This is a genomic window from Derxia gummosa DSM 723, from assembly GCF_000482785.1.
Lineage (GTDB): Bacteria > Pseudomonadota > Gammaproteobacteria > Burkholderiales > Burkholderiaceae_E > Derxia > Derxia gummosa.
This window is the reverse complement of record NZ_AXWS01000013.1, coordinates 564,179-581,999: the sequence shown is the minus strand read 5'-3', so window position 1 is coordinate 581,999 and position 17,821 is coordinate 564,179. Positions and strand designations below refer to the sequence as shown.

The following is a 17,821-nucleotide window of genomic DNA, read 5'->3' as shown; positions in this document are numbered from 1 at the left end:
GCGCCGCTGGGCGGCATCATCCGCGCGGCTGACGCGGGCGCGCGCGACGGTTACAGGCCGTCATCGCGCGAGACGGGGCGGCGCGCGCACGGGCTAGCGGCTCACCTTGCCCACCCGCCCGTCGAGGAAGTCGCGCACGCGGCGCCTTGCCTCGGGCTCGCCCTGGGTGATCGACGACATCAGCGCCTCCATCAGCAGTCCGCCGGTCGCGGGCAGCTCGGCGATGCGCGGCAGCGCCTGCAGGACCGCGAAGTTCGACATCGGCGCGTTGGCGGCGACGCGCGCCGCGATCCGGCCGGCCTCGGCCAGCCCCTCGCCCGCCGGCACCAGGTACTGCGACAGCCCGACGCGGGCGCCTTCCTCCGCGTCGAGCGTGCGGCCGGTCAGCATCATGTCGGTCATGCGCGCGATGCCGATGAGGCGCGACAGCCGCACCGAGCCGCCGCCGCCGACGAAGATGCCGCGCTGGCCCTCGGGCAGCGCGTACCAGGCCGAGGTCTCGGCCACGCGCACATGGCAGGCAGCGGCCAGCTCCAGGCCACCGCCGATCACGGCGCCATGCAGCACCGCGATGACGGGCACCGGGCCGTACTGGATCGCGTCGAAGGCGGCATGCCAGGCACGCGAACGCGCGATCGCCGCCGCCGCGCCGGCGTCGCCGTCGAGATCGCCGAGGTCGAGGCCGGCGCAGAAATGCTCGCCCTCGCCGCTCAGCACCACCGCGCGCACATGCTCGGGCAGGTTCACGAAGAAGGTGTGGATCTGGGCGATGAGCGCGTCGTTGATCGCATTGCGCTTGGCCGGGCGGCGCAGGCGCAGTTGCGCGACCGGGCCGCCGGCGTCGATGCCGAGCAGGTCGAGGCCGTCGTACACGGCGGGGATGAGGTGGCTGCGGTCGTTCATGGCCGTCATGCCTCCACCATCGCGCCCGGCGCGAAGTCGGGCAGTACCGAGGCGTCCGTGCGCGGCAGACCCATGATCTGGCGCGCCTCGGCCGGCGTGGCGGGCTCGAAGCCCAGCTCGCGCACGAGGCGCACGACGCGCTCGGTGAGCTGCTGGTTGGTCGCCAGCTCGCCCTGGCGGTAGTAGAGGTTGTCCTCCAGGCCGGTGCGCACATGGCCGCCGAGCAGCAGCGCGTTGGCGGCCGCCGGCAGCTGAGCCGGGCCGATGCCGCTCACGCAGAAGATCGAGCCCTTGGGCAGGCAGTCCACCATCATCTGGAGCACGCGCGGGCTGTAAGGCATGGCGTTCTGGAAGCCGCGATGCACGTTGAGCACGAGGTTGATGAAATAGGGCGGCTCGTCGAAGCCGGCCTCGATCAGCGAGGTGACGTCCTGGAGGATGTGCGTGGGGCTGAACACCTCCCACTCGGGCTTGATGCCGCGCTGCTTCATGCCGAGCGCGAGTTCGCGGCAGCGCGAGGGCGGCGTGTTCATGAGCAGCTCGCGGCCCTCGAAGCTCGCGTTGATGGTGGTGGCGTCGAGGGTGCACATCTCGGCGCCGGCATCCATGCCCTTGATGCGCTCCTCCCAGAGGATTTCCCAGTAGCCGTTGTCGGCCTTGCGCACCATGTCGCCGTTGACGCCGCCGCCGGTCGAGTTGTTGATGACGATGTCGCAGCGGTCGCGGATGCGGCGGTTGATGTCGCGGTAGATGTCGGCGTTGCAGGTGGCGAGGTCGTCGGGCCGGCGCGCATGCACGGCGACGACGCTGGCGCCGGCGTTCCAGCAGTCGTACACGTCGCGCGCGATCTCCTCGGGCTGGGTCGGCAGGTGGGGGTTCTGGGCCTTGCTCGCCATGCCGCCGGTCGGCGCGATCGTGACGATGACCTTGTTGCTCATGCTCATGGATGGCTCCCGGTCCGGTTGGCGGACCTGTGGTCGGGATGGAGGGGGTTGGGTCAGGCGGGCGTGCAAGGGCTTGCAAGGCCGGCCGGCGCGGCGGTGGCTGCGCCGGTGCCGGTGCCGCCGGCCGGCGCGTTCGGCTCGCCGAGCCGCGCCTTGGCCTGGAGCAGCCCGATCAGCAGCCGGTCGCGCGCGGCCTCGATGTCGGCGCGCGGCGCATGCCGGGCGGCGGCGGTGCCGGCGATGACGGCGGCCTTCACCTCGGGCGTCATGCGCGGCGCGCCGAGGTCGAGCCACCATTGCTCGATCGGCCCGCCGAGGTGGTCGAGCAGATGGGCCATGCCGCCCTCGCCGCCCGACAGGTCCAGCGCCATGAAGGGGCCGAGCAGCGCCCAGCGCAGGCCGGGGCCGTGGGCGATGGCGGTGTCGATGTCCTCCACGCTCGCGACGCCCTCGGCCGCGAGATGGAAGGCCTCGCGCCAGAGCGCGGCCTGGAGCCGGTTGGCCACATGGCCCTTCACTTCCTTGCGGATGCGGATCGGCCGCTTGCCGATCGCCGCGTAGAAGGCCATCGCGCGGTCGATGCTCGCGGCGTCGGTGCGCTCGCCGCCGATCACTTCCACCAGCGGGATCAGGTGCGGCGGATTGAAGGGATGGCCGAGCAGCACCCGGCCCGGCCGCGCGCAGGCCGATTGCATGCGGCTCACGAGCAGGCCCGACGAGCTCGACGCGAGGATGGCGCGCGGCGGCGCGAGCGCGTCCATGCGCGCGAAGAAGTCGATCTTGAAGTCCTCGCGCTCGGGGCCGTTCTCCTGCACGAAGTCGGCGTCGGCGAGCGCCTCGGCGAGGTCGGCGGTGAAGCGCAAGCGTTTGCAGGAGGCACCGGACGCGAGGCCCAGCTCGGTCAGCACCGGCCAGTGGCGCTCGACCGCCTCGGTCAGCCGCGCCTCGGCGCCGGGCGCCGGATCGGTCGCCACCACGTCGAGCCCGGCCGCCAGAAAGGCCGCGACCCAACTCGCGCCGATCACGCCGGTGCCCACCACCGCGACGCGGCGGATGCGGAGTTCCGCCGGCACCGGCATGCGCGCGGGCGGCATGCCGTCGCCCCGGGCCGACGGGTTTGCATGCGCCGTCATGCCACCACCTCCAGCGCGATCACGCCCGCGTCCGCCGTCTCGGCATACAGCCGCTCGACCTCGGCCGCGCGCGTCTCCAGCGTGCGGCGCTGGTTGATGTAGGCCTTGTCGGTGATCTCGCCCGCGTCGATCGACAGCGGCTCGGCGAGCAGCAGGGCGCGCGTCGCGAAGGACGAGCTGCCGCCGCCCGCCGCCCGCATGCGCGCGAGCCCGTCGGCCACGAGCGCGCGCAGCGCCGGATGCGCGAGCACATCGTCGAGCGGCGCGTCGGCGGGCAGCCCGGTGGCGAGGCGCCGGGAGGCCGCGACGTTCGGCACCACGAGCAGCCCGATCTCGTCGCGGTCATGGCCGGCGACGATCACGTCCTGCGCCACCGGCTTGAGCGCGTCGATCGCCGCGAGCCTCAGCGTGCCGACGCGTACCCAGGTGCCGGTCGCGAGCTTGAAGTCCTCGGCCAGCCGGCCCTCGAAGGTCAGGCCGCGCTCGGGCCGCGCCGGATCGGCGAAGCGCACCGTGTCGCCGATGCGGTAGTAGCCCTCCTCGTCGAAGGCCTCGGCCGTGAGCGCCGGATTGCGCAGATAGCCGGGCATCACGTTCGGCCCCTTGACGCGGATCTCGTACTTGTCGGCCACCGGCACGAGGCGCAGCGAGGTGCCCGGCACCGGCAGACCGATCACGCCCGCGCGCTCGGCCACGAAATGCGCGTCGGCCGACAGCGGCGAGGTCTCGGTCGAGCCCCAGCCCGACACGATCGGCACCGCGCAGCCCACGGTGCGGTGCGCGAGCTCATCGAGCGCCGCCCACAGGTGCTGGGGCAGCGCCGCCGCCGCGTAGAAGATGACCTGCAACCGCGAGAAGAAGGCGCAGCGCAGCTCGTCATCCTGCTGGAGCGCGGCGACCAGCATGTCGAAGCCGCGCGGCACGTTGAAGTACACCGTCGGCCGCACCTCGCGCAGGTTGGCGAGCGTGGTCTCGAACAGGCCCGGCGCGGGGCGGCCGGCGTCCACCACCATCGTCCCGCCGTTGCACAGCACGAGGTTGAAGTTGTGGTTGCCGCCGAAGGTATGGCTCCACGGCAGCCAGTCGGCCACCACCGGCGGCGTGCGTTGCAGGAAGGGCCAGTGCCGCAGCCGCGCCGCCTGGCTCGTGCAGAGCATGCGCTGGGTGTTCACGACCGCCTTCGGGATCGACGTCGAGCCCGAGGTGAACAGCAGCTTGGCCACCGTGTCCGGCCCGACGAGGGAGAAAGCCGCGTCCACCTCCGGCCCGGATGCAAACGCTGTCAGCTCGGCAAAGGCGACGGCGCCCGCCGGCACCCGCGCGCTGGTGACAAGGCTTGCATCATGCAGGTCGGCAATCGAGGCGAGCGCCGCGCCATAGCGTTCGCTGTCACTCGCGTAGATGACGCCCGGCGCCACCAGCGCGATCTGCTGGCGCAGCTTGGCGTGGTCCTTCGACAGCAGCGAATAGGCCGACGAGATCGACGCCACCGGCACGCCTACATGCATCGCCGCGAACATCATCAGCGCATGGTCGACGCTGTTGTCCGACAGCACGACCACCGGGCGGTCGGCGCTCGCGCCGCGCGCCAGCAGCCAGCCGGCGATCGCGCGCACCTGGCGCAGCGCGTCGGCATAGCTCACTTCGCGCCAGCCGCCGCCGTCGGCGCGCTCGGCGAGAAAGACCGCCTCGGGCGTGACGCGCGCCCAGTGCTCAAGCCGCTCGCCGAGGCTGGGCGCGGACTCGGGCAGGTCCATGCCCGATTCGAGAATCAACCCGCCATCGGGCCGGCGATGGACGATGACATCGGGCGTGGCGAACATCGTCGCCGGGTCGCGCTCGACGAGGCGCACGGGGTCGGGGGCGCGCATGTCAGTAGCTCCCCGGCAGCAGGCGGAAGGCGCCGGCCTCGACCTTGACGAGGACGCGGGCGCGTTCATCAAGGCCGGAATGGTCGGCGGCGCTCATGCTGAACACGCCGTTCGTGGCCTCGACATTGCGCAGCCCTTCGAGCGCATCGCGCAGCGCCACGCGGAACTCGGGCGTGCCCGGCTTCGCGGTCTTGAGCGCCACCGGCACCGCCTGCTGCACGAGCAGGAAGGCATCGTTCAGGTAGGCGGCAAAGGGGTTGAAGCTGCCCTGGCCGTACTTCTCTTCATAGCGCTTCGCGAGGTCGATGCCCGGCTTGCGCAGCGGATGCTCGGCCGGCAACTGCGAGGCCACCACCACCGGCCCGACCGGCAGGATCGCGCCCTCGATCGCCTTGCCGCCCACGCGCAGGAAGTCGGCATTGGCGGCGGCATGGGTCTGGTACAGCCGGCCCTTGTAGCCGCGCTCGACCAGCGTCGTGTGCGGCAGCGCGGCCGGCGCGCCCGAGCCGACGATGAGGATGGCGTCGGGCGCCGCCGACGCGAGCTTGAGCGCCTGGGCCGTCACGGCGGTGTCGGTGCGCGCATAGCGCTCGACCGCGACGAGGCTGATGCCCGTGCCTTCCAGCAGCCGGCGCAGGTCGCGCAGCCAGCCTTCGCCATAGGCGTCGGCATAGCCGATGAAGCCGAGCGTCTTCACGCCGTTCTGCTTCATGTGCGCGACGAGGGCCGAGGCCATGAGGCCGTTGCTCTGCGGCGCGCGGAACACCCAGGGCGCCGACGCCGGCGGCACCTCGACCGGGCACATCGCCACCTGCGCGAGCTTGAGTTCGGCCGCGACCTCCGCGATCGCGGCGCAGCCCGGCACGTTGGACGAGCCGATGATCACGTCCACCTTGTTCTCGGTGGCGAGGCGGCGCGCATTGCGGTTGGCCGCGCTCGGATCGGTCGCGTCGTCGAACACCGTCAGCTCGACCTTCTCGCCGCCGATGCTCGCGGGCAGCAGCGCCGCCATGTTGCGCTGGGGGATGCCCAGCGCCGCCGCCGGCCCCGTGGCCGACAGCGTCACGCCGATGCGCACCTCGGCATGGGCCGTCGCGCCGGCCAGGGCGGCCGCGACCAGCAGCGCGGCCTTCTTGATGCTCGCCTTCATGTCTCACTCCCGAATGGTGGGTGGTCCCGGTCTGTCGCCGGTCAGTGAGACGATGCTAAAAGAGAGCTTTGTAAAAGCTGGATATCAGATCTGATATGGGTTCGCGTAACTCCGCATTGCCCGACGCGCCGGCCGCCACGCGCGTGCTCGGCCACGACGACGACGAGCCGCTGCTCGCCCGCCTCGCGCGGCGCCTGCGCAAGCTGCGCGCCGAGCGCGGCATGACGCGACGCCAGCTCGCCGAGCAATCGGGCGTCTCGCTGCCGCACATCGCGCGCATCGAGGGCGGCGAAGGCAACGTCTCGGTGCTGCTGCTCGACAAGCTCGCGCAGGCGCTCAACTGTCCGCTCGCCGAGGTGGTGGCCGACGACCGCGCGGGCGACGAGATCGCGCTCATCAACGAGTTCCTGCATCGTCAGCCCGCGCAACGGCTCGGCACGATCCGGCATTGGCTGGTCGAGGAATTCGCCACGGCGCCCGAGGCCGGCGACCGGCGCATCGCGCTCGTGGGGCTGCGCGGCGCGGGCAAGTCCACGGTCAGCGCGCTGCTGGCCAAGCGGCTCGACCTGCCGGTGGTGGAACTGAACCGCGAGATCGAGCGCGAGGCCGGACTGAAGGTGCACGAGATCTTCACCTTGTACGGCCAGACCGGCTTCCGGCAGTTCGAGCGGCGTTGCCTGGAGCGCGTGCTGGCCCAGCACCGTTCGCTCGTGCTCGCGACCGCCGGGGGCATCGTCGCCGAACGCCCGACCTACGAGCTGCTGCTGCGCCATTGCACGACGGTCTGGCTCAAGGCCGCGCCCGAAGCGCATTTCGCGCGGGTCGCGGGGCAGAACGACGCGCGCATCGCCAACCAGCGCCTGCGCCGCGAGGCGCTGAACAACATCAACCGCACCCTGACCGCGCGCGAAGACCTCTACCGCATGGCCAACCTGTGCGTCGATACCACCGGACTATCGCCCGAGGCCGTGGCACGCGAGATCGCGGCGCGGCTGACGAAGTGACGGCCGCCGAGCCGCCGGCCCCGGGCCGGGGCCGGCTTCTTCAGGCCGCCGGCCGGCCGCGCGCCGCGCGTCGGCGGACGAACGCACGCCCCAGCCCGAACAGGCCCAGGCCGCCGAGCCCCGCGAACATCGCGCCCTCGGCGAGCACCGCCGTGTCGGCCGGAGTGCCCTCGGCGGCCGGCGCCGCCGCGTCGCGCAGCTCCGCCGGGAAGGGGCGCGGAGCCACCGGCACGATCTTCCAGTCGGCCTTGTTGGCCGGCGCGCGCGCGAGGTACTCCTCCATCGACCCGACCGGCGCCTGTCCGACCGCGCGCGACGACGGGAACTGCGGCACCTGCACGAGGATGACCGCCTCGATGTCCTGCGCCAGCTGCGCCTCCAGGCCGCTGCCCGCCGCGCCGCCGCGCGTGATGCGCCCGAGCAGGTCATCACCGAGGCTCGTGAAGCCGACCAGCGGATAGAGGTCGGTACGCTCGGCCGACAGGTAGTCGTAGGCGCTCTTGCCGTTCTGCAGCGAGCCGTCGCGGATCGCCACGTAGGGCAGCGCGATCGCGGCCTTGAGCCGGCTTTCGGCGCCGAGCTTCGGCAGCCGCCAGCCCAGCGTGCGCAGGGTTTCCACGTTCAGGCCGGTGCAGTTGGCGGTCGCGTGGCGGTACGGGAAGTCCTGGCGGTAGAAGTGCTGGAACACGCGGCCGATGCCCTCCTGATACAGCCCGGGCACGCGCGGATCGCGCAGCACCGCGACGAGGATGGACGACGGCCGATACCACGACTGGCCGCTGTTCAGCTCGCCGAGATAGGCGTCGAGCGGCACGGTCGAGGCGATGATCCCCTTCTCGCTCACCGAGCCGAGGTTGTAGAAGTTGTTGACCAGCCACTGGTTCATCTCGCCGCCGGGCCCAACCCGCCCGGTCGCCACCGCGAAATGCCCGCCGTGCGCCTCGTCGTCATCGCCCTGGGCGCCGTTAAGGATGAAGGCCAGCACCGGCTTGCCCGCGACATCGAGCGCGGCCGGATCGCGCTGCCACAGCACGCGCGTCGAGTAGCTCGCGCGCGCATCACCCTGGCCCGCGCGCACGAGCGATTCCAGCGTCTCGCCGGGCCGCAGCGGCTGCGGCGGCGCAAGCGCTTGCAGGCCGTGGTCGGCCGGCCAGAGCGTGCGCGCGACGAAACGGCCGTCGGCGGTCTGGCCGCGCGCGATGACGGCGCGCCGGTCGAAGAAGGCGGCGCTCGATGCGTCGTAGAACGACAGGTTGGTGCTGATCTTCGCCACATGGTCGAAGGCCAGCGATTGCCCGCCACCGAGGTCGAGCCGCGTGGCGGCGTCGGCCAGCGTGCCGCGCGCGATCTCGGGCGAGCCGGTCCACACGAGGCTCGGCAGGCGGCCTTCGGGCTGGCCGCCGCGCTCGCCCGCCCAGCGCGCGAGGTCGTCGAAGGCGCGGCGCGCGGGATCGAAGCCCACCGCGTCGCGCGTGGGCGAGACGCTCAGATCCCCCTTGAAGTAGAAGCGCGCCTGTGGCGTGGCGAGGCAGTCGGTGCAATCCGCCGCGAGCGGACTGAAGCGCGGGGCGGGGTAGAGGCCGAGCAGCTGGTCGGGCGCCAGCGCGGGACCGACCTGGGCCGAGACAGGCGCGGAGATGGCGACGAAGGCCGGGAGGATGAGGCGCAGGGCGCGGGTGTTGCCGGAGGGACGGGAGAAGTGGCGCATGGGTCGCAGTCGGTTGAAGACGCGGGCCGGTATAGCGATCACCACAAGGGGCTTGTCGATGCCTGGTCAAAGCCGCACCTTCGAAAATGTGATCGACGTCACGCCCTTGCTCGCATGCGATCGGGCCGAAGGTCGCGGACGCCGCTCACCGCCCGCTTCCGCGCCGCCTATCGCCCGGTCAGCCTGCGCGACGCCCGTGACGGGCGTGACCGACGATGCAAGTCGCGAGGAGCAACGGCGCCGCGCGCGAGACCGGCAGGGGCCGAGCGCCGCCCGCCGCCTTCAGCCGCGCTCCGCGAGCTGCTCCTCGATGCGCGCCGCCGCCTTCGCGAGCGCGGGCAGAAAGCGCCGCGCCGCCTCGGCCGTATCGAAGGCGCGCGCGAGGAAGACCACGTTCACCGCGCCGAGCACCTGGCCGCCGTGGCGCACCGGCAGTGCGATCGCGCCGATCTTGCGCTGCTCGTCCCATTCGGCGTCGTTGGCGGCGTAGCCGCGCTCGCGCGTGAGTTCGAGCAGCCGCGCCACGTAGCGCCGGTCGCGCGCGAGCCGCGCCTGGCTGTCGTCCTGCTCGGCCATGAAGTCGAGCAGGCTCGCGAGCATGTCTTCCGGGCAGTGCGCCAAGTAGGCGCGCCCCGCCGCCGTCGTGAGCATCGGCATCGACTGCCCGACCATCGCGCGATGGAAGGACAGCCGGCTGAAACGGTGCGTCGATTCGCGGATCACCATGCGCCCGCCCTGGGGCGTGCACACGTCCGACGGCCACAGCACGGCCGACAGCAGCTCGGCCAGCGCCGGCGCCGCGACGCCCGAGATCCAGTCGTCATCGGTGAAGCCTTCGCTGAGCGAACGCACGCGCAGCGCGAGCGCGTAGCGGCCGTCGGATTCGCTGCGCCGCACGTAGTTCTCGGCGATGAGGGTTTCGAGCAGCCGGCGCACCGTCGTGCGATGCAGGCCGGTCTCGCGCACGAGGTCGGCGAGGGTGCAGCGCCCGCCCTCGAAGGTGTTGAGCGCCCGCAGCAGGTCGAGCCCCCGGACTAACCCTCGTACCGTTGCGTAGTCCTGCTTGTCGTCGAGAAACACGCCAGAAACTCCTTGCAAATCAATGCTGTGCAAGGAGCGGACGCTAGACGAGATTCCCCGGACCGTCACTCGGGCTCTTCCTAGAATCGCCTCCATTCCAACAACACGAGGTCGGAGACGACATGGGCGCAAACGCTTTCAAGAGCCTCTGGGCGGAGCTTCGCGGCACGAGTTTCAGCCAGGGCTGGATCGATGCCGGCGGCATCTCGACGCGCTATCTGCACAGCGGCAATACCGACGCGAAGCCGCTGATCCTGCTGCACGGCGTGGGCGGCCATGCCGAGGCCTATGTGCGCAATCTGAAGTCGCATGGCGAATGCTTCTCTGCCTGGGCCATCGACATGATCGGCCACGGCTGGAGCGACAAGTCGCGCGAGCCGCTGGAGATTGCGCGCTACATCGACCATCTGCTGCGCTTCATGGACGCGGCCAAGATCGACCGCGCCCACTTCTCGGGCGAATCGCTCGGCGGCTGGGTCGCGGCGCGCATGGCCATCGACCATCCCGACCGCGTCGATCGCCTCGTGCTCAACACCGCCGGCGGCTCGCAGGCCGACCCGAAGGTGATGGAACGGCTCAAGACGCTGTCGCTCCAGGCCGCGAGCGATCCGAGCTGGGACTTCATCAAGGCGCGGCTCGAATGGCTGATGGCCGACAAGAGCAAGGTGTTCGACGACCTCATCGCGACGCGCCAGGCGATCTACGCCCAGCCCGGCATGAAGGAGGCGATGCCGCACAACATGATCCTGCAGGAGCTGGAGGTGCGCCGCCGCAACATGCTCTACGCCGACGACTACGGGCGCATCCAGGCGCCGACCCTCGTGCTCTGGACCTCGCACGACCCGACGGCCGACGTGTCCGAGGGCCGTCGCATGGCCACGATGATCCCCGGCGCGCTGTTCACCGTCATGGACGGCTGCGGCCACTGGCCGCAGTTCGAGGATGCCGACACCTTCAACCGCATCCATCTGCGATTCCTCAACGGCGGCACGCCGCCCGAGGCCGAGCGCGTGAACTGACGCCCGGCGCGCCGGCCGTGCATCGGCAACGCGACGGACGGCCCTGAAAAGCCGACCGCCCACGGCGCGCATCGCCACTCCCGCCCGCCCCCGCGCGGGCAACCCATCACCGATCAACGACATCCGGCGCGCGGAGGCCCGCGCTCGCCCCGACGCGCCGGACCACGGAGGAGAAGCACATGACACCCGACGAGCAGTTCGATGCCGACGTCATCGTCGTCGGCGCCGGGCCGGTGGGCCTGACCATCGCCAACACCCTCGGCCTGCATGACGTGCGCACGCTGCTCGTCGAGCGCGGCGAGGAACTCATCGACTATCCGCGCGGCGTCGGCATGGACGACGAATGCCTGCGCACGATCCAGGGCATCGGCCTCGCCGGCGCGGTGCTGCCGCACATCACGCCCAATCACTGGATGCGCTTCGTGACGCGCGGCGGCTATTGCTTCGCGTCGATCGAGCCGCGCACCGACGAGTTCGGCTGGTCGCGCCGCAATGCCTTCAACCAGCCGGCGGTGGACCGCGAGCTGCTCGCCGGCCTCGCGCGCTTTCCGGCGGTGAGCGTGAAGCTCGGCACCGAGCTGGAAGGCTTCGAGCAGGACCCGCGCGGCGTCACGGTGCGCCTCAAGCGCGACGGCAAGCAGACCACGCTGCGCTGCCGCTATCTCGTCGGCAGCGACGGCGGCCGCAGCGCGGTGCGCGGCGCGCTCGGCGTCGAGTTCGGCGGCATCACCGACAAGTCGAAATGGCTCGTGGTGGACATCCGCAACGATCCGCTCGGCGTGCCCAACATCTACATGCACTGCGACCCGGCGCGGCCCTATGTGAGCGTCGCCCTGCCCGACGCGGTGCGGCGCTTCGAATTCATGATCTTCGAGGGCGAGACCGAGGAGGAGATCACCCGGCCCGAGCGCATGGCCGAACTCATGCGCAAGGTGCTGCCGGCCGGCGTCGATGCCGAATCGCTCGACTACATCCGCAAGCGCGTCTACACGCACAACGCGCGCATCGCCGACCGCTGGAAGGTGGGCCGCGTGCTGCTCGCGGGCGATGCCGCGCACATCATGCCGGTCTGGCAGGGCCAGGGTTACAACACCGGCATGCGCGACGCGACCAACCTCGCGTGGAAGCTCGCCTGGGTCGTGAACGGCCGCGCCGACGACCGCCTGCTCGACACCTACCAGGACGAACGCCCGCCGCACGCCAAGGCGATGATCGACCTGTCGGTCACGGCGGGCCGCATCTTCTCGCCGCGCAATCCGCTCGTGGCCGGGCTGCGCGATGTGGCGGTGCGGGTGCTCAACTGGTTCCCGGCGGCGCGGCGCTACTTCCTGGAGATGCGCTACAAGCCGATGCCGCGCTACGAGCGCGGGCTGGTCGTGCCCGAGACCGAGCCGCGCCCGGCCTCGCCGGTGGGCCGCATGTTCATCCAGCCGCGCGTGACGCTGCGCGACGGCAGCTCGCTCCTGCTCGACGACGCGCTCGGCAAGGGTTTCGCGCTGCTGTCCTGGGGCGTGGACCCGGCGCGCTGGCTCGACGCGCGCAGCCGCGACATTCTCGCGACGCTCGACGCGCGGCTCGTGACGGTCAAGCCGATGCCCCAGCTCCAGCGCGAGGTGGACATCAGCGCCGAGGCGCTCGTGGTGGGCGACGAGCAGGGCCGGCTCAAGGAATGGTTCGGCAGCCATCCGGGCGCCGTGGTGGTGCTGCGGCCCGACCGCTTCGTCGCGGCGATCTGCCATCCGGTGCGCATCAACGAGACGCTCGCGGCGGTGGCGCGCGCGGCCGGGCTGCGTACCGGCGAGGGCTTCGCTGCCGGTGCCCAGGCACGCGGCGAGGCGCGCCCGGCGGCCGTCGCCGCGCCCGAACTCGCGGGAGCGGCGCGGTGAGGCAAAGGCTCGTCTGCCTGTCGCACACGCCGCTCAAGGGGCATGTCGATCCGCTGCCGGCCGTCGTGGCCGAGGTGGCCGGCACGGTCGCGATGCTGCGCGCCGAGGTCGAGCGCTTCGCGCCCGAGCTGATCGTGCTGTTCGCGCCCGACCACTACAACGGCTTCTTCCTCGACCTGATGCCGCAGTTCTGCATCGGCGTCGCGGCCACCTCGGTCGGCGACTACTCGACCTCGCCCGGCCCGCTCGACATCCCGCGCGCGCTGGCCGAGGACTGCGCGGCGGCGGTCGTGGCCAACGGCATCGACCTCGCGGTGTCGTGGCGCATGCAGGTCGATCACGGCTTCGCCCAGCCGCTGGAGGAGCTGACCGGCGGCCTCGCGCGCCATCCGGTGCTGCCGCTGTTCATCAACTCGGTCGCGCCGCCGCTGGTGGACTTCAAACGCGCGCGCGAATTCGGCGCGGCGGTCGGGCGCTTCCTGCGCGGCGTGGAGCGGCGCGTGCTCGTCGTGGGCTCGGGCGGGCTGTCGCACAACCCGCCGGTGCCGCAGCTGCGAACGGCCGCGCCCGAGGTGGCCGAACGGATCATCGCCGGCCGCAACCCGACGCCCGAGGCGCGCGCCGCGCGCCAGCAGCGAACCATCGACGCCGCGCGCGCCTTCGCCGCCGGCTCGAACGAGCTGCGCGCGCTCAACCCCGACTGGGACCGGCGCTTCATGCGCCACATCGAGACCCGCGACTGGCCCGCGCTCGACGCCTACCGCAACGACGACATCACCGCCGACGGTGGCGCCTCGGCTCACGAGGTGAAGACCTGGGTCGCGGCCGCCGCGGCCTTCGACGCCCTCGCGGGCGGACGCGGCGAGCTGGCCAGCCGCTACTACCGCGCCATCCCCGAATGGGTGGCCGGCTTCGGCGCGCTCACGAGCGCGCCCTGACATCACGCACAAACAGACAGGCGCAACCCCGAGGAGACGATTCATGAACCCACGCGCAACCCCGCCAGCCGGGCGACCGGCGCTGCAAGCCCTTGCAGCCGATCGCGCCGACGCATCCGCCGGCCGCAGCGCACCGATGGGCCGTGCCCGCGCCGCGCTCGCGCTGGCCGCAGTGCTCGCCGCCGCGCCCGCCTTCGCCGACATCAACATCGGCGTGGTGGCCTCGCTCACCGGCCCCGCCGCCTCGCTCGGCGCCGAGACGCGCAAGGCCGTGAGCCTCATGCCCGCGACCCTCGGCGGCGAGAAGCTCAACTTCATCCTGCTCGACGACGCGACCGACCCGACCGCCGCCGTCACCGACGTCCGCAAGCTCATCGGCGAGCACAAGGTCGACGCGGTGCTCGGCCCCAACCTCATCAGCAACGGCAACGCGATCGCCGACGTCGCGAACCAGGAGAAGGTGCCGCTGGTGTCGGTCGCGCCGATCGACGTGTCGGGCGACAAGCGCCGCTACGTCTTCCGCGCCGAGCCGGGCGCCGACCTCATGGTCCGCCGCATCGTCGAGGACATGGTCGCGGCCGGCGCGAAGACCGTCGGCTTCATCGGCTTTTCGGACTCGTGGGGCGACACGCTGTTCAACGCGCTCAAGGGCGCGGTCGAGACGCCGGGTCTGCGCATCGTCGCGGCCGAGCGCTACGGCCGCACCGATCCGAGCGTGCAGGCCCAGGTGCTCAAGCTCATCGCCGCGAAGCCCGACGTGATCTTCGTCGGCGGCTCGGGCACGCCGGCCGCGATGCCGCAGATCACGCTGCGCGAGCGCGGCTACAAGGGCGCGATCTACCAGTCGCACGGCGTCACGAGCCGCGAGTTCCTGCGCGTCGGCGGCGCGAAGGTGGAAGGCGCGCTGGTGCCGGTCGGCCCGGTGCTCGTCGCCGAGCAGCTGTCCGACGGCCATGCGACCAAGAAGGCCGGCACGGCCTTCGTGAAGGAGCTGGAAGCGAAGTACGGGGCCGACACGCGCTCGACCTTCGCCGGCGCGAGCTGGGACGCCTGGCTGCTGCTGCAGAACGCCTTCACCGTCGCGCTCAAGACCGCCAAGCCCGGCAGCCCGGCCTTCCGCGACGCGGTGCGCGACGCGCTCGAAAACACGCGTGGCCTCGTCGGCAGCAACGGCGTGTACACGACCTCCCCCGCCGACCACGCCGGCTACGACCCGAAGGCCATCGTGCTCGTGAAGGTCGAGAACGGCGCCTGGAAGCTCGTCAAATGAGCGCCCTCCTCACGCCCGACGACGCCGCCCGTCTGCTGCGCGAGGCCGCCGCCACCGGCACGCCGATCGCGCCGCTGCGCGAGCGCGTGGCCGCCGCCGACCTCGACCTCGCCTATGCGATCCAGGCCGTCAACACCCGCGCCCGCCTCGCCGCCGGACGGCGCGTGGTCGGCTACAAGATCGGCCTCACCTCGCGCGCGGTGCAGGCCCAGCTCGGCGTCGATCAGCCCGACTTCGGCGTGCTGTTCGACGACATGCCGGTCGGCGACGACGCGCCGCTCGCGCGCGCCACGCTGCTGCAACCCAAGGTCGAGGCCGAGATCGCGCTGGTACTCGGCCGCGACCTCGGCTTCGAGCGCCACTCCTACGCCGACCTCATCTCAGCGACAGCCTATGCGCTGCCCGCGATCGAGATCGTCGACAGCCGCATCGCCGACTGGAACATCCGCCTGTTCGACACCGTGGCCGACAACGCGTCGAGCGGGCGCTTCGTGCTCGGCGCGCGGCCGGTGCCGCTCGACCGGCTCGACCTCGCCGCCTGCGCGATGGAAATGACCCGCGCGCGCGGCGACGACGGCGCGCCCGAGCCGGTGTCGCGCGGCGGCGGCCGGGCCTGCCTCGGCAATCCGCTCAACGCCGCCGTCTGGCTGGCCGACACGATGGTCGCGCGCGGCCATCCGCTGCGCGCCGGCGACGTGCTGCTCACCGGCGCGCTCGGGCCGATGGTGGCCGTGGCCGCCGGCGACCGGTTCAGCGCCCGCATCGACGGACTCGGCGAAGTCCGCGCGCGTTTCGAATGACCCTCACCGAAGGCGAAACCCCCATGAAGAAGATCAAGTGCGCGCTCATCGGCCCCGGCAACATCGGGACCGACCTGCTCTACAAGCTGCGTCGCAGCCCGGTGCTGGAGCCGGTCTGGATGGTCGGCATCGACCCGCAATCCGAAGGCCTCGCGCGCGCCCGCGAGCTGGGCCTCAAGACCACCGCCGACGGCGTGGACGGCCTGCTGCCGCATGTGGCCGAAGACGGAATCCAGATCGCCTTCGACGCCACGAGCGCCTATGTGCATGCCGAGAACTCGCGCAAGCTCAACGCGCTCGGCGTGCTCATGATCGACCTCACGCCCGCCGCGATCGGCCCCTTCTGCGTGCCGCCCGTGAACCTGCGCGACCACGTCGGCAGCGGCGAGATGAACGTCAACATGGTGACCTGCGGCGGCCAGGCCACGATCCCGATGGTCGCGGCCGTGAGCCGCGTGCAGACGGTGGATTACGGCGAGATCGTCGCCACGGTGTCGAGCCGCTCGGTCGGCCCCGGCACGCGCAAGAACATCGACGAGTTCACCCGCACCACGGCGGGCGCGGTCGAGCGCGTAGGCGGCGCCGCGACGGGCAAGGCCATCATCATCATCAACCCGGCCGATCCGCCGCTGATCATGCGCGACACCGTGCATTGCCTGACCGCGGCCGAGCCCGACCGCGAGGCGATCACCGCGTCGGTGCTCGCGATGATCGAGGAAGTGCGCCGCTACGTGCCGGGCTACCGGCTCGTGAACGGCCCGGTCTTCGACGGCAACCGCGTGTCGATGTTCATGGAGGTCGAAGGCCTCGGCGACTACCTGCCGAAGTACGCCGGCAACCTCGACATCATGACCGCCGCCGCCGCGCGCACGGCGGAGATGTTCGCCGAGGAAATCCTCGCCGGGCGCTTCGATCCGAAGGCGCGCGCGGCCGAACTCGCCGCCTCTACGGCCACGGCCACCGCCCCGGGCGCTGCAAGCGCTGTCAGCCCCGCCTCCCCCCTCGCCGCCTGAAGGAGCCCGCGATGAACCTCGCAGGAACGAAGATCCGCGTGCATGACATGACGCTGCGCGACGGCATGCACCCCAAGCGCCACCTGATGACGCTCGAACAGATGCAGAGCATCGCCTGCGGCCTCGACGCGGCCGGCGTGCCGCTCATCGAGGTCACGCACGGCGACGGCCTCGGCGGCAGCTCGGTCAACTACGGCTTTCCGCGCCACACCGATGCCGAATATCTCGGCGCCGTGATCCCGCTCATGAAGCAGGCCAAGGTGTCGGCGCTGCTGCTGCCGGGCATCGGCACGGTCGAGCATCTGAAGATGGCGCACGACCTCGGCGTGCACACGATCCGCGTCGCCACGCATTGCACCGAGGCCGACGTGAGCGAGCAGCACATCGGCATGGCGCGCAGGCTGGGCATGGACACCGTGGGCTTCCTGATGATGAGCCACATGGCCCCGGCCGCGAAGCTCGTCGAGCAGGCCCGGCTGATGGAGAGCTACGGCGCGAACTGCGTGTACGTGACCGACTCGGCCGGCCACATGCTGCCCGACGACGTGCGCGAAAAGCTCGGCGCCGTGCGCGCCGCGCTGAACCCGCAGACCGAACTCGGCTTTCACGGCCATCACAACCTCGCGATGGGCGTGGCCAACTCGATCGCCGCGATCGAGGCCGGCGCGCGGCGCATCGACGCGGCGGCCGCCGGCCTCGGGGCGGGCGCCGGCAACACGCCGATGGAAGTGCTGATCGCCGTGTGCTCGCGCATGGGCATCGACACCGGCGTGGACGTGGCCGCGATCAGCGACGTGGCCGAGGACCTCGTCGTGCCGATCATGGACCACCCGATCCGCATCGACCGCGACTCGCTCACCCTGGGCTACGCGGGCGTGTATTCGAGCTTCCTGCTGTTCGCCAAGCGGGCGGAGCAGAAGTACGGCGTCAAGGCGCGCGACATCCTCGTCGAGCTGGGCCGCAAGGGCATGGTCGGCGGCCAGGAAGACATGATCGAGGACACCGCGATGACGCTGGCGCGCGAACGCGCGGCCGGCATTGGCGCTGCAAACGCTGTCACTGCCGCCTCTCCGCCCCGCGTCGCGGCCTGACCCGGCCGCCC

General features: G+C 71.7%; 14 protein-coding genes and 1 pseudogene. 8 read left to right on the top strand and 7 right to left on the bottom strand.

Annotated features, from left to right (window positions below):
* Positions 1–93: 93 nt before the first annotated feature.
* Genes H566_RS0113170 through H566_RS0113150 form a run of 5 tightly spaced genes read right to left on the bottom strand, consistent with a single transcriptional unit; the run spans position 94 to position 6,001 of the window.
* Entirely contained in the window at positions 94–903 is an 810-nt protein-coding gene (locus tag H566_RS0113170; RefSeq protein ID WP_156924419.1) for a crotonase/enoyl-CoA hydratase family protein, read from the bottom strand.
* A gap of 5 nt (positions 904–908) precedes the next feature.
* Positions 909–1,847 (bottom strand): beta-keto acid cleavage family enzyme, encoded by a 939-nt coding sequence (locus H566_RS0113165; RefSeq protein ID WP_028311807.1) that lies wholly within the window; start codon positions 1,845–1,847, stop codon positions 909–911.
* A 53-nt stretch (positions 1,848–1,900) separates the two neighbouring features.
* Positions 1,901–2,926, bottom strand: a complete 1,026-nt coding sequence (locus H566_RS24955) for a 3-hydroxyacyl-CoA dehydrogenase NAD-binding domain-containing protein (RefSeq protein WP_084545091.1) — start codon at positions 2,924–2,926, stop codon at positions 1,901–1,903.
* Positions 2,927–2,976: 50 nt separating this feature from the next.
* On the bottom strand, positions 2,977–4,851 hold the full coding sequence (locus tag H566_RS24950; protein ID WP_051378715.1) for a feruloyl-CoA synthase: 1,875 nt from the start codon (positions 4,849–4,851) through the stop codon (positions 2,977–2,979).
* A 1-nt stretch (position 4,852) separates the two neighbouring features.
* The gene (locus H566_RS0113150; RefSeq protein WP_028311806.1) at positions 4,853–6,001 is read right to left on the bottom strand and encodes an ABC transporter substrate-binding protein; all 1,149 of its coding nucleotides are present in this window, start codon (positions 5,999–6,001) and stop codon (positions 4,853–4,855) included.
* Positions 6,002–6,096: 95 nt separating this feature from the next.
* Here H566_RS0113150 and H566_RS0113145 point away from each other — a divergent pair, with 95 nt between their 5' ends.
* Positions 6,097–7,005 (top strand): shikimate kinase, encoded by a 909-nt coding sequence (locus tag H566_RS0113145; RefSeq protein ID WP_028311805.1) that lies wholly within the window; start codon positions 6,097–6,099, stop codon positions 7,003–7,005.
* Between the two features lie 40 nt (positions 7,006–7,045).
* On the opposite strand, the gene H566_RS24945 is transcribed toward H566_RS0113145, so the two are convergent.
* Both H566_RS24945 and H566_RS0113135 read right to left on the bottom strand, forming a co-directional pair.
* Complete coding sequence (locus tag H566_RS24945; RefSeq protein ID WP_051378714.1) at positions 7,046–8,713, bottom strand: hypothetical protein; 1,668 nt, start codon at positions 8,711–8,713, stop codon at positions 7,046–7,048.
* Between the two features lie 282 nt (positions 8,714–8,995).
* A complete protein-coding gene (locus H566_RS0113135; RefSeq protein ID WP_028311804.1) occupies positions 8,996–9,793 on the bottom strand; it encodes a DNA-binding transcriptional regulator in 798 nt (265 codons plus the stop codon).
* A 122-nt stretch (positions 9,794–9,915) separates the two neighbouring features.
* On the opposite strand from H566_RS0113135, the gene H566_RS0113130 reads away from it, so the two are divergent.
* The 7 genes and pseudogenes from H566_RS0113130 (at position 9,916) to dmpG (ending at position 17,810) form a co-directional block, all read left to right on the top strand.
* Entirely contained in the window at positions 9,916–10,812 is an 897-nt protein-coding gene (locus H566_RS0113130) for an alpha/beta fold hydrolase (RefSeq protein WP_028311803.1), read from the top strand.
* Between the two features lie 179 nt (positions 10,813–10,991).
* Positions 10,992–12,698, top strand: coding sequence for a bifunctional 3-(3-hydroxy-phenyl)propionate/3-hydroxycinnamic acid hydroxylase (locus H566_RS24940; RefSeq protein ID WP_084545062.1), 1,707 nt, complete (start codon positions 10,992–10,994; stop codon positions 12,696–12,698).
* A complete protein-coding gene (locus tag H566_RS0113120; protein ID WP_028311802.1) occupies positions 12,695–13,636 on the top strand; it encodes a 3-carboxyethylcatechol 2,3-dioxygenase in 942 nt (313 codons plus the stop codon). The genes H566_RS24940 and H566_RS0113120 overlap by 4 nt, the downstream gene beginning before the upstream one ends.
* 43 nt (positions 13,637–13,679) lie before the next feature.
* Complete coding sequence (locus H566_RS0113115; RefSeq protein WP_245591350.1) at positions 13,680–14,906, top strand: ABC transporter substrate-binding protein; 1,227 nt, start codon at positions 13,680–13,682, stop codon at positions 14,904–14,906.
* Positions 14,903–15,706: a 2-keto-4-pentenoate hydratase gene (locus H566_RS0113110; protein ID WP_028311800.1), complete on the top strand. Its 804-nt coding sequence runs from the start codon at positions 14,903–14,905 to the stop codon at positions 15,704–15,706. Before H566_RS0113115 ends, H566_RS0113110 begins: the two co-directional genes overlap by 4 nt.
* A gap of 23 nt (positions 15,707–15,729) precedes the next feature.
* Positions 15,730–16,629: pseudogene (locus tag H566_RS24935) on the top strand (acetaldehyde dehydrogenase (acetylating)); the annotation flags it as partial.
* Positions 16,630–16,730: 101 nt separating this feature from the next.
* Positions 16,731–17,810: a 4-hydroxy-2-oxovalerate aldolase gene (gene dmpG / locus H566_RS24930; protein ID WP_051378713.1), complete on the top strand. Its 1,080-nt coding sequence runs from the start codon at positions 16,731–16,733 to the stop codon at positions 17,808–17,810.
* Positions 17,811–17,821: the final 11 nt, after the last annotated feature.

Excerpts from the sequence above, each read along its gene's own strand:
- H566_RS0113170 (WP_156924419.1), bottom strand. The coding sequence starts at position 903 with ATGAACGACCGCAGCCACCTCATCCCCGCCGTGTACGACGGCCTCGAC.
- H566_RS0113165 (WP_028311807.1), bottom strand. The coding sequence starts at position 1,847 with ATGAGCATGAGCAACAAGGTCATCGTCACGATCGCGCCGACCGGCGGC.
- H566_RS24955 (WP_084545091.1), bottom strand. The coding sequence starts at position 2,926 with ATGCCGGTGCCGGCGGAACTCCGCATCCGCCGCGTCGCGGTGGTGGGC.
- H566_RS24950 (WP_051378715.1), bottom strand. The coding sequence starts at position 4,851 with ATGCGCGCCCCCGACCCCGTGCGCCTCGTCGAGCGCGACCCGGCGACG.
- H566_RS0113150 (WP_028311806.1), bottom strand. The coding sequence starts at position 6,001 with ATGAAGGCGAGCATCAAGAAGGCCGCGCTGCTGGTCGCGGCCGCCCTG.
- H566_RS0113145 (WP_028311805.1), top strand. The coding sequence starts at position 6,097 with ATGGGTTCGCGTAACTCCGCATTGCCCGACGCGCCGGCCGCCACGCGC.
- H566_RS24945 (WP_051378714.1), bottom strand. The coding sequence starts at position 8,713 with ATGCGCCACTTCTCCCGTCCCTCCGGCAACACCCGCGCCCTGCGCCTC.
- H566_RS0113130 (WP_028311803.1), top strand. The coding sequence starts at position 9,916 with ATGGGCGCAAACGCTTTCAAGAGCCTCTGGGCGGAGCTTCGCGGCACG.
- H566_RS24940 (WP_084545062.1), top strand. The coding sequence starts at position 10,992 with ATGACACCCGACGAGCAGTTCGATGCCGACGTCATCGTCGTCGGCGCC.
- H566_RS0113115 (WP_245591350.1), top strand. The coding sequence starts at position 13,680 with ATGAACCCACGCGCAACCCCGCCAGCCGGGCGACCGGCGCTGCAAGCC.
- H566_RS0113110 (WP_028311800.1), top strand. The coding sequence starts at position 14,903 with ATGAGCGCCCTCCTCACGCCCGACGACGCCGCCCGTCTGCTGCGCGAG.
- dmpG (WP_051378713.1), top strand. The coding sequence starts at position 16,731 with ATGAACCTCGCAGGAACGAAGATCCGCGTGCATGACATGACGCTGCGC.